The sequence below is a fragment of the Methylocystis sp. B8 genome, assembly GCF_005771425.1.
Classification (GTDB): Bacteria; Pseudomonadota; Alphaproteobacteria; order Rhizobiales; family Beijerinckiaceae; genus Methylocystis.
Map to the genome: position 1 here is coordinate 44,509 of NZ_VBTZ01000014.1, position 12,423 is coordinate 56,931.

The following is a 12,423-nucleotide window of genomic DNA, read 5'->3' on the forward strand; positions in this document are numbered from 1 at the left end:
AGAAGATAAATGAGTTTTCTGTTCGAGCTTTGGGACTACCTCAAAACCCGAAAGAAATACTGGATGGCGCCCGTGCTCGTCATCATGCTGCTGATCGGCGCCTTGATCGTGCTGCAAGGAACCGCAGTCGCGCCATTCATCTACACGCTCTTCTAAAGCTCGATGCGCATACTTGGCGTCTCCGCCTTCTACCACGATAGCGCAGCCGCCGTGGTAGAGGATGGCGAAATCATCGCAGCCGCTCAGGAAGAGCGATTTTCGCGCAAAAAGCACGACTCGCGCTTTCCACGCCACGCAATCGACTATTGTCTTGCGGCCGCCCGCGCTGCGCCTCAGGACATAGATTTCGTCGCCTTCTACGATAAGCCTTTCGTCAAATTCGAGCGGTTGCTCGAGACCTATATCGCCTTCGCGCCACGAGGATTCCAATCGTTCAAGATGGCGCTGCCGCTTTGGCTGCGCGAAAAGCTCTTTCAAAAGTCGCTGCTCTTAAAAGAGATGAAGGCCTATTCGGCGGATGTCGATTGGTCGAAGAGGTTGCTCTTCGCCGAACATCACTTCAGTCACGCCGCGAGCGCATTCTATCCGTCTCCGTTCAACGACGCGGTCGTTCTGACCATGGATGGCGTGGGCGAGTGGGCGACGACATCAGTCGCCTTTGGCGACGACAATCAGCTGACGATGCAGCGCGAACTGCGGTTTCCGCATTCGCTCGGCCTGCTCTATTCGGCCTTCACATATTATGCCGGCTTTAAGGTGAACTCCGGCGAATATAAGCTGATGGGCCTCGCCCCTTATGGCGAACCTAAATACGTCGATCTGATCTTCGATCGCCTTATCGATCTCAAGCAGGACGGCACCTTCCGGCTCGATCAATCTTATTTCGACTATTGCACCGGATTGCGAATGACGAACGCCAAGTTCGACCAATTGTTCGGTGGTCCCGCGCGCAAGCCGGAAGAATTGCTGACGCAGCGTCATATGGATATCGCCGCCTCGATACAGTCCGTTACCGAGGAGATCGTCCTCAGGCTCACGCGCGCGCTCGCCCGCGAGACCGGCGCCCGCAATCTGTGTCTTGCCGGCGGCGTTGCGCTGAACTGCGTGGCCAACGGCAAGCTGCTCCGTGACGGCCGTTTCGATCAGATCTGGATTCAACCTGCAGCCGGCGACGCCGGCGGCGCGCTCGGCGCGGCGCTTGCCGCGTACTATAGCCACAAGAAGAATCCCAGGAGTCTCAATGGCGGGGGCGACGCCATGAGCGGCTCCTATCTCGGTCCTTTATTCTCGCAAACCGAGATTGAGCGTCGGCTCAAATCCGTCGGAGCAAAATTCGAGACAATGACGGAAAGCGATATCATCGAGGCGACTGCACAGGATCTCGCCAACGAGAAGGCCGTCGGCTGGTTTCAGGGCCGAATGGAATTCGGGCCGCGAGCTCTTGGCGGACGCTCGATTCTGGGCGACCCACGCTCCGATACAATGCAAAAGACGCTTAATCTCAAAATCAAATATCGCGAGTCGTTTCGTCCCTTCGCGCCATCGGTTCTGCGTGAGGATGTCGCCGACTGGTTCGAGCTTAACGGCGATTCTCCCTATATGCTCCTCGTCGCCGACGTCGCAGATAAACATCGCCTCGCAATGACGGCCGAGCAGCAGGCGCTCTTTGGGATCGACAGACTGAATGTGCCTCGCAGCTCTATTCCCGCCGTCACCCATGTCGACTATTCGGCGCGGATCCAGACGGTGCATAAGGAGACGAATCCGCGTTATTACGCGCTGCTTTCAGCGTTCAAACGAATGACTGGCTGCCCGGTGCTCGTCAACACAAGTTTCAATGTGCGGGGGGAGCCGATCGTATGCACGCCGGAGGACGCATTCGGCTGTTTCATGGGCACTGAGATGGACACGCTGGCGATCGGCGACTGCTATCTTCGCAAAGAGAATCAGGACGCATCGCTCAAGCACGACTATAAGGAGCAATTTGAACTCGACTGAGGGGCGCAGCGTCCCCCTATCTGTAGATCAGCATTTGGCCTGAATCGCTTAAACGAATTTCTTTGAAAAGATTTGATCAGAATGCATCCGCGCGAGGCCTCGTAACCATCGCATTGTTAGATGCGGGGATCGGCCACAGAAAAATTCGCCGCTCAGCTTGACGCATTCTCTAAAGCCTCATCCTTTTGAGGGAGGCGTGAGCGCCTGAGATTTGCATCGAATGCATTGTTTTTTTGGCGGAGCGGCAAATGAATTTCGATCGCGTCAGACAGGAAAGTCTTGTCCATAGTTTGCGCGGCGCACTGCCCCTTTCCGCTTATCCCCGTCCGCCGCTCCTCGCCTTTCTGCGCGAGCGCGGCGCAATAGGGAGAAACGCGCCGAGACTCGTCGTCATCGACATCTTCGACGCTGGCGCAACGCAAGGTCTGATGTGCCGCTTCGAGATCGCTGACGACGTAGATGCGCCTGGCTTCGTCGCGCCGCTGGCGCAAATTGCGCTCGACCGCAGACACCCCTTGGCCCAGCGGCTCGCCAGTCGTCGTCGGCAGGCGCCGCGACTGGGGCTCACGAGATGATGGCGGTCTATCTCGTCTCCACCGATGCGACGCCGTCGGCGAACCTCGCCGTCAGCATGCCCGGAGTCGAGTGCGCGCGTCCGCACCTTCCTTGGCGATCCACGAGGATGAGGCCGCCCTGGCCGTCGACTTTGTCGACGAGATAGCGGATCGCCTCACACGCGGCTTGCTCGGCTTGCATGCCGCGAAATTCAACAAAGAAACTGGCGGTGCGAGCGAGCACAGTGCGTATGAAATCCTCACCGACGCCTGTGCATGAGACTGCGCAACTGGCGTTGTCGGCAAACGTGCCGGCGCCGATGATCGGCGAATCGCCGACGCGGCCAACCGGCTGATTGACGACGCCTCCCGTTGACGTCGCCGCCGCGAGATCGCCGTTTGTATCACGCGCCACGGCGCCCACCGTGCCAAATTTAGTATCGTCCAATTCCGAATGATCGAGCGCAGTCTCACGCTTTCGCTTCGCTTTCGCCAATTGATCGATGCGTTCTCGCGTCCGGAAATAATCGTCGCTTTCAAACGCCAGCCGCCGCTCTCTCGCGAAGCGTTCCGCGCCTTCTCCGACGAGCAAAACATGACTGCTGTTCTCCATGATCTCAAATGCCAGACGTACCGGATTTCTCACGCCGCGAACCGCCGCGACGGCGCCCGCTTTGAGCGTACGGCCCTCCATGATCGACGCGTCGCACAATACGGAGCCTTCAGCATCGAGCACGGAGCCCCGACCGGCGTTGTACAAAGGATCGTCTTCAAGCAAGGCGACGCAGTGGACGACCGCGTCTAGCGCCGACGACCCTGCCGCAAGAAGGCTCGCGCCCGACTTCACGATTGCGCGTAACGAAGCTTCGTAGCGTTGCGGATCGCGAATCGCGCCGGCGCCGCCATGAATCATCAGCGAAAAGCCCATCGTTCCTCAGCCTGTCGTTTGTCGCCTCACCGTACGTTTGCGCTATATTCTCGCGTCGCCAAATTTTGGAGAACACCATGCGCAACACATTGCTTGTTTCCTTCATCCTCGCAGCGCTCATTGGGCCGGCTGCGTCGGAGACGTTGATCATAGGCCAGAAGGACGGGAAGGACATCGTCACGGTGCGCGCCGGCGATGCAATGCCGTCCAAGCAAGCGCTGCCCATCTTTCCTGGAATTTCAACAAACACCGCCGGCGCGAAGGGGCTGTCTTTGCTGAAGGTCGTGATTCCTCCAGGCGGCAAGGCTGAGGCTCACACCCATAAGGGCCACGAGTCAGCAATCTATCTTTTGCAAGGCAAAGTTGAGACGCGATACGGAGAACATCTCGAAAAAAGCGTCGTGAACGTCGCTGGCGATTTCATTTTCATTCCTCCAGACGTGCCGCATCAGCCCATAAACCTAAGCGACAGCGAAGCAGCGGTTGCGATCGTCGCCCGCAACGATGGGAATGAACAGGAGCATGTCATTCTCTATCCGACCAAAAAATAGACACTGCTCAATCTCTCCTCGCTCGTGCGAATTAAGCTGAGCCGCTCGACAGCACGCGTCGGGCTCTTTGATAAGCCATTCGTTTGCACGAGGACAAAGCTCTTGAAAAAGCGCTTATGAAGACCATCATGTTGACGATCAGCGCAACGCTCGAAAACGTCATGATGACGAAATGTCGATGCGGTTTAACAACCGCCACGGAGCTGAGAAGATTGCAGGCGGCGACGCTCTAGTGTCGCGCCTTTGAGAAACGCGCCAATTTCTTAGGCGCCCTAATCAAAAATAGCGCTCAGGAGTTTTCCATGCCCCGTTTTGCGGCCTCTCGATACGATTCCATTGTGAACGTCGGGCTGTCGACGCAAAGCGCGTTTGTTCCAGCGAATCTCAGGCGGAACACGCGCATCTTGATCGTTAGCGACGTGCGTCTGTTTAGCGAAGCGCTCGGGTTGCGTCTCGGTCAGCATCCAGGAATGTCCATTGTCGCTGTCGTTGCGGGCGACGCCGCTCTGGCGGCGGCCGCTGATTCTAAACCCGATATTGTCCTGCTTGACGTTGGCGAGCTAGGAGGTCTCGCGATTGCGCAAGATCTTCGCGAACGACATCCAGAGCTGCGAATCGTCGCCATTGGAGCGCCAGCGTCAGCCGGCGCGGCGTTGACCGCCGCTTGTCAAACCATCGTAGGCGTCGTTCCTCGCGAGGGCTCAGTCGACGACGTCGTCGAACTGCTCGAGCAATTGGCTGCGCCTGCGATTCATTCGATCGACGAGCGCGGGAAGATTGGCGAGAGTTCGCAAACCGCCGGCGCCGGCGCAAAGGACGCGCTTACGGCGCGCGAACATGAGATTCTCGCGCTCATCGAACGCGGGTTGTCGAACAAGGAGATCGCTCGTCGACTGCGCATCGAACTCGGCACAGTGAAGAATCACGTGCACAATGTTCTTCAGAAGTTGCAAGTGCGCGGACGTGGCGAAGCGGCGCACTCGATGCGAAAGCGCTCCTCCACACATGATGGAGGAGCGCTTCTTACGCCGACCGATAAAGTCCCGTTTGTTCTCGCGGCTAAATGAGACCCGCGGCCCGCAGCTGAATCATGCGCTGGATGATCGCGGGATTGATCGCTTGCATCATTGCCGGATTGACCGCCCATGGCGCCGGCGCGCTCAAGGGAGCAAATCCGTCGACCATGACGCCGGCGGGCGCCAATCCAGCGCTGGCTGGCGCCGCAGCGCCCATCGGCTGGGCGGCCGCGAGACCTGGCACGCGCTCAAGATCGGGGGCGCCGACGCCTTCGCGCGTCGCCTCGCCGAGATAGCGCACTCCGGACGACGCCACTAGCGAGAAGAGCTGCGCGACGCGCTGTTCGTTCCGCGCCATCCGCGCCCCAGCAAGAAGCGGATGATGCGCGAGAAGCAACGCCGCCATGCCGGTCACATGAGGCGTCGCCATCGACGTGCCGTCCCACGCCGCATAGCCGCCACCGGGCACCGTCGAGACGATCGCGACGCCGGGCGCGGCGACCGCGATCTGCGGTCCAAAGCAGGTGAACTTCGGCGAGAACATCGAACCCGCGACAAGTTGCGGCACGATGGTCTGAGCGTGGTAGCTGTCGTTTGGAAACTCATCGAGCTTACCCAGCGCCGCGACGGTCAGCACCGTCGGCAGCATGCCAGGAAACTGCACGGGACCGCTGGAATTTCCGGCCGCAACGATGCAAGCGACACCGTTCTGACGCGCTTCGGCTAATTTTTGCGTCACCAGTTCCGAAGGGTCGCCGCTGCCGAGGCTCATATTGACGACGTCGAGTTGCCGTTCGATGCATTCGTCGAGCGCGTCGATAAGGTCGCTGAAACGCCCGCCCGGAAATACCTTCAACGAGTGAACTTCCGCTTTCGGCGCAAAGCCGCGAATGCCGGCGACGCCCCCGTCAGAGGCGGCGGTGATGATTCCGGCGCAATGCGTTCCATGACCGATTTGATCGTTCGACCAACTCGTCTTGTCGCCGCCATTAGTGAGATCGGCGCCGCGCGTCACATGACGCAGTTGGGGATGCGCGCTGTCGCAACCCGAATCGATGATGCCGATCTTGACGCCAGCGCCTGTGAATGAAGCGTCAAGCCGATCGAGCTTCATCAAGCGCTGACCCCAGCCAATCATGCCGGTTTGTGGGAAGCCGTTGAAGCTGTCGGTCAGCGGACGCAGTTGCACCGTGTTCATCGCGCCGGCCTGGAGCGCTGGCGCGCGAAGCATCCGATCCCAATGATCGGCGACGGGTTTCACGTAAATCGCCTGGACGGTCTCAATCGGGCCGCCGAAAACCGTCACGACGACTTCGCCGCGTTCATTCGTGACGCCTTGGCCAGGAAAACCCTGACCATAGACATAGACCGTCGCTTTCGGCAGCGGCTTGCCGCCTGCCCCTACGACGCGAAGCTGAACGTCGACTCCGACGCCTGCAGCGATCGGCATCATTCCATTGAAGTCGAAGGGACGAAAATCATCCGAGGCGCGGAGAAAAGCGTCGCGCTCGACGACGACGTTGGGCGGCGCTGACGCCTGCAGCGCGGCGCCGCGCGCAGGGTCCATCTCAGCGACGAGAATTTCTGGCGTCTGAGAGGATGACCCGCCGGCTGAAAAGGCGTTAAGCCCGCGGGGCGCAATCCGCCGCACAATCTTTACATCGGGGAGCGCATTGGCCAGATCCGTCGCCGAAGCGGGCGCGAATCCGGGAAGCCGCCGCGAGGCGATCATAAAGCGCTCTGTGGGCGCGAGCGCCATCGGCTCCACGCGCGTGTCGGCGCCATTCGGCGACGGCGCGGAGGGCCCAGAACTACGACCATTGGGCGCCGGATTACTATTGTCGGGACCAGCCATTTCGACTCTCCTAAGAAATCAAGCCAGCCTGCGCGCCACAGAGAAGGACGCGACGCCAGCGCTAAAATGGTTTGAGCGGAGCATTCGGTTCAATGATCAGGGTCGCGCCGAATTGTTCGCGCAACTGACTTGCGCTTGCGGCAGGAAGGGTGACGACCAGCCTCGGCTGCCCGGCCTTGCCGGCGCGCTGGAGGATTGCGGCGCCCGGGACAGACTGCATCGCCTGTTCGAAAGCCGCTAAATCGCCTGCGCTCGCCGCGTTCCGCGGCGCCACCAGAAATTGATCGTTGCCGTTCGTTGCGCTCATGTCGCGATCCTGATCTTTTGTGGGCTCCCAGGCCGAACAATCGGCCCGGGAGCGGCAGCAAAGCATCCTTCACACGCCGCGTCGATTATGCGGCTCAACCTCATCCGTACATCGGCGCCTGCATCTGCGGCGCGTAGTAGACGGGTTGCGGGCCAGCTTCGAACGGCAGGAAGCGCTGAGCGAGTCCGCCCACCACATTGCCGATCGTCTGGCCGGCGCCGGCGTTGCCGAAGCGTCCGCCAATCCAGCCGCCAACGGGGCCGCCGATCGCGCCGAGCGCGTCGCCGATAATTCCCTGCGGCGCGAACACGGGCGCGGCCGCCTGCGGTGCGTAATAGACAGGCTGCTGCGGGCCGGCTTCGAACGGCAGGAAGCGCTGGGCGAGACCGCCCACCACATTGCCAACCGTCTGGCCGACGCCAGCGTTGCCGAAGCGTCCGCCGATCCAGTTGCCGACCCGGCCCCCGACTGCGCCGAGCGCATCGCCGATGAAGCCCTGCGGAACGAAAACCGGCTCCGCCTCGAACGGCAGGAAACGCTGAGCAAGACCACCCACCGTGCCGCCGATCGTCTGGCCAAGGCCGGCGTTGCCGAAACGGCCGCCAATGAAGCCGCCAAGCGGGGCGCCAATCGCGCCAAGCGCGTCGCCGACAATCCCCTGCGGGGCGAACACAGGCGCGGCCGCCTGCGGCGCGTAGTAGACAGGCTGCTGCGGGCCGGCTTCGAACGGCAGGAAGCGCTGGGCAAGGCCGCCCACCACATTGCCGATCGTCTGGCCGGCGCTGGCGTTGCCGAAGCGACCGCCGATCCAGCCGCCGACAGGCCCGCCGATTGCCCCAAGCGCGTCGCCGACAATGCCCTGCGGGGCGAAAACCGGAGCCGCCTCGAACGGCAGGAAGCGCTGAGCGAGACCGCCCACCGTGCCGCCGATCGTCTGGCCAAGGCCGGCGTTGCCGAAACGGCCGCCGATGAAGCCGCCAAACGGGGCGCCAATCGCGCCAAGCGCGTCGCCGACGATCCCCTGCGGCGCAAACACAGGCGCGGCTTCGAACGGCAGGAAGCGTTGGGCCAGTCCGCCCACCGTGTTGCCGATCGTCTGGCCGAGGCCGGCGTTGCCGAAGCGGCCGCCGATGAAGCCGCCAAGCGGGCCGCCGATCGCGCCAAGCGCGTCGCCCACGATCCCCTGCGGCGCGAAAACCGGAGCCGCCTCGAAGGGCAAAATATTCGCCCTTGTCTGAGGACCCCAATTATCGACGATGCCGATGGGCTGGCGCGCCCAGGGCGCACTGCCGAACAGGCTCTGCGGCGCGAACTGCGGCGCGGCCTCGAAGGGCAGCAAGCCGCCAAGAAAACCGCCGGCGACGCGGCCGATCTGCTGGCCGATATTCTGGTTGCCCAGGGCGCGGCCAAGCGCGCCGCCGCCAAGACCTCCGAGCGCGTTGCCAAGCGCGCCGCCGATAATGCCCTGCGGCGCGAACTGCTGATCGACGATAACGCCTTGCGGCGCGAATCCAGGCGCAGCCATCTGCGGGACATAATAGGTTCCAGCGTAAGCTTGCGGACCGGCCTCAAACGGCAGAAAACCGCCGAGCACGCCGCCGGCGACGCTGCCGATCTGCCGACCGAGATTCTGATTGCCAAAGGCGCGGCCGAGCGCGCCGCCGCCTAATCCACCCAGCGCGCTGCCGAGCGCCCCGCCGATGATGCCTTGCGGCGCAAAGTTCTGATCGACAACGACGCCCATAGGCGCGACCGTAGGCGTTGCTCCATTGAAAGCGACTTGCATATCTCAACCTCCCAAAGGTCAAAGGAATCCGCGTCGCTCAAACGCCTGTCGCATTTGCTCATCGACGCATTGCAAACGATAGGCGCTTTGGGAAGCCGGACATATGGATCGTTGGGCACAGTTGAGGATACATGCGGGACGGACGGCTCAATCGCGTCTGCCCGCAAAATAAGCGAGATCGGCTGCATCCGTTCTCCTCGGCCGTCTGTAACAGATCAGCGGCTCGGCTCGCCAAGCGCCGCGTCGAATCTGTTTAGCTCGGGAGAACGCCATGGCCGACAATTGCAGCTTTATCCGTTCGCTATACGCCGCCTTCGGCCGGGGCGACGTCAAGACGATACTCGACAATGTCGATCCGTCGATAGAATGGATCTCGAACGGCGACGCGAAGGCAATTCCTTGGGGCGGTCGCCGCAACGGCGTCGCAGGGACGGCTTACTTTTTCAAGTCGCTCTCCGAAAATCTGGACTTTGAGCTCTTCGAACCCCGCGATTTCTTCGATGCGGGCGACACGGTGATCGTCATCGGCCGCACGCGCGCGCGTCTCAAATCTAGCGGCGGCGTCTTCGACTGTGACTGGGCGCATGTCTTCACCGTGAAGAACGGCAAGCTTTCTCGCTTTCGCGAGTTTTATGACACCGCCGCCATCGTCAGCGCCATCGCGGCGTAAGGCGCACCGACGTCGAGAGTTTCTCGAGTGAACAACGCTTCTCGCGCCTACAACCCCACGCTCCGTCTCGACGGAGGACCGCGCTTTGACTATATTTTCTTTCACGCGGCATGTGTGTGGCAGGAAGCGCGGGTGAGCGCGAAATCGTTTTCCAACGAAGCATTGTTGTTGCGCGTCGCAGCGGGAGATCGGACGGCTTTTCGCGATCTCTACGCGGCGACGTCGTCGCGGCTTTATGCGATTTGTCTCGCCTTGTTGAAAGACCGTGCGCGCGCCGAGGAGGCGATGCAGGAATCATTCGTGCGTATCTGGGAGCGCGCTAACGCCTATGACGAGGCGAAGGGCGCGGCGCTAGCATGGATGAGCGTCGTAACGCGCCGCATCGCGCTTAATGATCTGCGCCGTCGCGACGATGCGCACGATTCGCTCGACGGCGACGCGTTATTCGAAATCGCGGCCGATCTTCCCGAATACGATCCGATCGGCAAAGGCCGCCTGATGGAATGCCTCAACAAGCTCGAAGCCGAGCGTCGGAAGTGGGTGCTGCTCGCCTATGTCCACGGCTATTCGCATGAGGAGCTGGCGCGGCGTTTCGAGCGTCCGCTCGGCACGATGAAGTCGGCGTTGTTTCGCGGGCTGGCGGACCTCAGAAAGTGCATCTCATGAGCGACGACGACGACATCGACGCCGCGCTTTGGGCCGCCGGGGCTTTGACGGCGTCCGAACACGCTATCGTCAAGGAGCGGCTTAAGCGCGATCCCGAGCTTGCAGCCAGAGCGCGCGAATGGGAAGAAGCGCTTGCGCCGCTTGCCGCCCTCGGGCCGCATGTCGAGGCGCCATATGGCCTCTTGAAGAAGATCGAAGCACGTCTAGAGTCGCGTCTGCGCCTCGAAACCTTAAGCCGTATGCTACCCGTCGAATCCGACGACTGGATAAGGTTTTCGCCAGGCGTACGGGTGAAGCTCCTGCACCAAGACGAGGAACTCCAGCGCAAGACGGTGCTTTTCGACATAGAGCCTGGCGCAGTCTACCCGGCGCACGCGCATGAGCAGGACGAGGAGATCTACGTGATCTCGGGCGACCTTACGATCGGCGACGAGGAATTGGGCCCAGGCGATCTCCATGTATCGCCCAAGGGCAGCCGCCATCCGGCGACTATGACCCGCGTGGGCTGCCGCTGCATCGTCTCTATGGCGATGTGACGTCGCGCGGCGACCTTTCCCTAGATCAACCCAACGCACGTCGATCGACGAGACTGCAAGAAAGCGCGGCGGTCTCCAATTGCGCATGGAGAGCGCCGCGCAAATGGGAATAGCCGTCAGATCCCGATCGGTTGCTCGGCACGCCTATTTCACCACATCGATCACGCCGACCATATTTGGATGCAACCGGCAGAAATACTCCGTTCTGCCGACAACGGTCATGCGTGCTGTGGCCGGCTTGCCTTTAGGAGTCGTCACGTCAAATGCGCCGTTGCGGGCTGTCGCCGTATGTTCGACGATATCCTTATTGGTCCACTCGACGATGTCGCCCAAATGCACGGTGACGGACGACGGAGCGAAATCGAGATCGTTGATCGAGATTCTGACACGCTCGCCGGCGGACGCGGAAACCGCGCCCGCCACTGCGAATGTGATCAAAAATCCCGCGCGGCGCGCGAAATCTTTCATCGCTGTCACTCCGCACTCGCCGTCGATTTCCAGCTGCGCGACATCTTGGCGAGCTTCTGGACCATCTGTTCGGCGTGCTGCTGATGGCCTTGGAAGATTTTCAGGCCGACTCTGAGCAGGCCCTTGAGCTCCTGATTGGTCGCCGAGGGAATGAGCAGCTTGTCGACCGCATTGTTCACGAAAGAGTGATAGGCCACTTCGTTTTCGGCATAGGCGCGATCGAAGGCTGCGCCCGAGAGCCGCATGAGTTCAGCGCGCTTTTCCGCCGCCTGCTTGGCGAGCGTTTGGCTCGTTTCATTATCCTCAGGCGTCACGCCGAGCTTTTTGACGAGCGCCAGCGCCTTGTCGTTGACGGCCTTGTGGTCCTTCACCATTTCGGCGGCGAATTCGCGAACGGCTTTGGTCTTCGAACGCTGTAGCGCGATTTCGGCATAGCCGATGTCCACCGTTCCAGCCGTGTAGGCGATATGGGCGATCTGCGGATCGGTCGGCGTATCCCCGGCATTGGCGAATGGCGTCGCCGCGAGCAATAAGGCGGCTGTAGCTCCGGCAAGAATTATCGTCTTCATGGTCTCTCCTCCATTCAAGGGGCCGCGCTCATTTCGCGACCTGCAGCCAATACACAGACGAAAGGGCTTCGGTTGCAGCCTTGCTGAGAAAATTGAACCCCGGTTGCTGGCGCAGGCAATTTTTTCTGGCGCCGACGCGCCGCATCGCTAGCAACGCGCAGCGGCGGAGTTCCGCGCGCGCACGTTTTTCAAAACTTGAGGTGAAGCGAGGAAGGCGCAAAAACCTAGGCGTTCATCAAAGCTGAGCGCATTCTTGTCTGGGGCGCGCAAACCGCCGCCGAGACGCGCCCTCTTAGCAGTTAGTAAAGCGCGGCGTCGTCGAACAAATGCCAGAGTGATTTTTGCAGCTTGCGGCTGGTGATATGCGCGCCAGCGGCGCGACGCTCGAGAATGAGTTTCTTGTCGTGAAAATCTTCCATGCCGACACGATGCCCCACGCTGATCACCGTCGCGCCGGCTAGATCTTCATTGAACAGGCGCAGCATCGAAATTTGACTCTCTTCGTCAAGCGCCGACGTG

The 12,423-nt window shown here is 61.1% G+C and carries 15 protein-coding genes; 8 read left to right on the top strand and 7 right to left on the bottom strand.

Going from position 1 to position 12,423, the window contains the following annotated elements:
* Positions 1-9: 9 nt before the first annotated feature.
* The 3 genes from FEV16_RS17015 (at position 10) to FEV16_RS16165 (ending at position 2,573) form a co-directional block, all read left to right on the top strand.
* Positions 10-156 carry a DUF5989 family protein gene (locus FEV16_RS17015; protein ID WP_171015272.1) on the top strand — a complete coding sequence of 49 codons (147 nt, stop codon included), beginning with the start codon at positions 10-12 and terminating at the stop codon, positions 154-156.
* A gap of 6 nt (positions 157-162) precedes the next feature.
* Positions 163-1,998, top strand: a complete 1,836-nt coding sequence (locus FEV16_RS16160; RefSeq protein ID WP_138168632.1) for a carbamoyltransferase — start codon at positions 163-165, stop codon at positions 1,996-1,998.
* A 248-nt stretch (positions 1,999-2,246) separates the two neighbouring features.
* A complete protein-coding gene (locus FEV16_RS16165) occupies positions 2,247-2,573 on the top strand; it encodes a hypothetical protein (RefSeq protein WP_138168633.1) in 327 nt (108 codons plus the stop codon).
* Positions 2,574-2,580: 7 nt separating this feature from the next.
* Here the strand turns inward: FEV16_RS16165 and FEV16_RS16170 are convergent, their stop codons facing one another.
* Positions 2,581-3,480 carry an isoaspartyl peptidase/L-asparaginase family protein gene (locus tag FEV16_RS16170; protein WP_138168634.1) on the bottom strand — a complete coding sequence of 300 codons (900 nt, stop codon included), beginning with the start codon at positions 3,478-3,480 and terminating at the stop codon, positions 2,581-2,583.
* Positions 3,481-3,557: 77 nt separating this feature from the next.
* Between FEV16_RS16170 and FEV16_RS16175 the strand changes: the two genes are divergently transcribed.
* Both FEV16_RS16175 and FEV16_RS16180 read left to right on the top strand, forming a co-directional pair.
* Entirely contained in the window at positions 3,558-4,031 is a 474-nt protein-coding gene (locus FEV16_RS16175; RefSeq protein ID WP_138168635.1) for a cupin domain-containing protein, read from the top strand.
* Between the two features lie 302 nt (positions 4,032-4,333).
* The gene (locus tag FEV16_RS16180; RefSeq protein WP_138168636.1) at positions 4,334-5,098 is read left to right on the top strand and encodes a response regulator transcription factor; all 765 of its coding nucleotides are present in this window, start codon (positions 4,334-4,336) and stop codon (positions 5,096-5,098) included.
* Here FEV16_RS16180 and FEV16_RS16185 read toward each other — a convergent pair.
* The 3 genes from FEV16_RS16185 to FEV16_RS16200 all read right to left on the bottom strand — a co-directional run bounded on the left by FEV16_RS16185 (position 5,091) and on the right by FEV16_RS16200 (position 8,995).
* On the bottom strand, positions 5,091-6,902 hold the full coding sequence (locus tag FEV16_RS16185) for a S8 family serine peptidase (RefSeq protein WP_246657389.1): 1,812 nt from the start codon (positions 6,900-6,902) through the stop codon (positions 5,091-5,093). The two genes, FEV16_RS16180 and FEV16_RS16185, sit on opposite strands and share 8 nt — an antisense overlap.
* A 61-nt stretch (positions 6,903-6,963) precedes the next feature.
* Positions 6,964-7,209: a hypothetical protein gene (locus FEV16_RS16190; RefSeq protein WP_138168637.1), complete on the bottom strand. Its 246-nt coding sequence runs from the start codon at positions 7,207-7,209 to the stop codon at positions 6,964-6,966.
* A gap of 100 nt (positions 7,210-7,309) precedes the next feature.
* Positions 7,310-8,995, bottom strand: coding sequence for a hypothetical protein (locus FEV16_RS16200; RefSeq protein ID WP_246657390.1), 1,686 nt, complete (start codon positions 8,993-8,995; stop codon positions 7,310-7,312).
* Positions 8,996-9,266: 271 nt separating this feature from the next.
* Here FEV16_RS16200 and FEV16_RS16205 point away from each other — a divergent pair, with 271 nt between their 5' ends.
* The 3 genes from FEV16_RS16205 (at position 9,267) to FEV16_RS16215 (ending at position 10,867) form a co-directional block, all read left to right on the top strand.
* Positions 9,267-9,665: a nuclear transport factor 2 family protein gene (locus tag FEV16_RS16205; protein WP_138168638.1), complete on the top strand. Its 399-nt coding sequence runs from the start codon at positions 9,267-9,269 to the stop codon at positions 9,663-9,665.
* A gap of 132 nt (positions 9,666-9,797) precedes the next feature.
* Complete coding sequence (locus tag FEV16_RS16210) at positions 9,798-10,331, top strand: sigma-70 family RNA polymerase sigma factor (RefSeq protein ID WP_171015273.1); 534 nt, start codon at positions 9,798-9,800, stop codon at positions 10,329-10,331.
* On the top strand, positions 10,328-10,867 hold the full coding sequence (locus FEV16_RS16215; RefSeq protein WP_138168640.1) for a cupin domain-containing protein: 540 nt from the start codon (positions 10,328-10,330) through the stop codon (positions 10,865-10,867). Before FEV16_RS16210 ends, FEV16_RS16215 begins: the two co-directional genes overlap by 4 nt.
* A gap of 144 nt (positions 10,868-11,011) precedes the next feature.
* On the opposite strand, the gene FEV16_RS16220 is transcribed toward FEV16_RS16215, so the two are convergent.
* From FEV16_RS16220 to FEV16_RS16230, 3 genes are all read right to left on the bottom strand, one after another.
* Entirely contained in the window at positions 11,012-11,335 is a 324-nt protein-coding gene (locus tag FEV16_RS16220; RefSeq protein ID WP_138168641.1) for a cupredoxin domain-containing protein, read from the bottom strand.
* A gap of 5 nt (positions 11,336-11,340) precedes the next feature.
* Complete coding sequence (locus tag FEV16_RS16225) at positions 11,341-11,904, bottom strand: DUF4142 domain-containing protein (RefSeq protein WP_138168642.1); 564 nt, start codon at positions 11,902-11,904, stop codon at positions 11,341-11,343.
* A gap of 299 nt (positions 11,905-12,203) precedes the next feature.
* Positions 12,204-12,423, bottom strand: a 220-nt coding sequence (locus FEV16_RS16230; RefSeq protein WP_210234910.1) for a hypothetical protein, incomplete at its 5' end; no start/stop codon positions are given.

Bases quoted from the DNA above. Each gene is read 5' to 3' on its own strand.
- FEV16_RS16175 (WP_138168635.1), top strand. From the start codon at position 3,558: ATGCGCAACACATTGCTTGTTTCCTTCATCCTCGCAGCGCTCATTGGG.
- FEV16_RS16205 (WP_138168638.1), top strand. From the start codon at position 9,267: ATGGCCGACAATTGCAGCTTTATCCGTTCGCTATACGCCGCCTTCGGC.
- FEV16_RS16160 (WP_138168632.1), top strand. From the start codon at position 163: ATGCGCATACTTGGCGTCTCCGCCTTCTACCACGATAGCGCAGCCGCC.
- FEV16_RS16220 (WP_138168641.1), bottom strand. From the start codon at position 11,335: ATGAAAGATTTCGCGCGCCGCGCGGGATTTTTGATCACATTCGCAGTG.
- FEV16_RS17015 (WP_171015272.1), top strand. From the start codon at position 10: ATGAGTTTTCTGTTCGAGCTTTGGGACTACCTCAAAACCCGAAAGAAA.
- FEV16_RS16190 (WP_138168637.1), bottom strand. From the start codon at position 7,209: ATGAGCGCAACGAACGGCAACGATCAATTTCTGGTGGCGCCGCGGAAC.
- FEV16_RS16225 (WP_138168642.1), bottom strand. From the start codon at position 11,904: ATGAAGACGATAATTCTTGCCGGAGCTACAGCCGCCTTATTGCTCGCG.
- FEV16_RS16185 (WP_246657389.1), bottom strand. From the start codon at position 6,902: ATGGCTGGTCCCGACAATAGTAATCCGGCGCCCAATGGTCGTAGTTCT.
- FEV16_RS16165 (WP_138168633.1), top strand. From the start codon at position 2,247: ATGAATTTCGATCGCGTCAGACAGGAAAGTCTTGTCCATAGTTTGCGC.
- FEV16_RS16200 (WP_246657390.1), bottom strand. From the start codon at position 8,995: ATGCAAGTCGCTTTCAATGGAGCAACGCCTACGGTCGCGCCTATGGGC.
- FEV16_RS16215 (WP_138168640.1), top strand. From the start codon at position 10,328: ATGAGCGACGACGACGACATCGACGCCGCGCTTTGGGCCGCCGGGGCT.
- FEV16_RS16180 (WP_138168636.1), top strand. From the start codon at position 4,334: ATGCCCCGTTTTGCGGCCTCTCGATACGATTCCATTGTGAACGTCGGG.
- FEV16_RS16170 (WP_138168634.1), bottom strand. From the start codon at position 3,480: ATGGGCTTTTCGCTGATGATTCATGGCGGCGCCGGCGCGATTCGCGAT.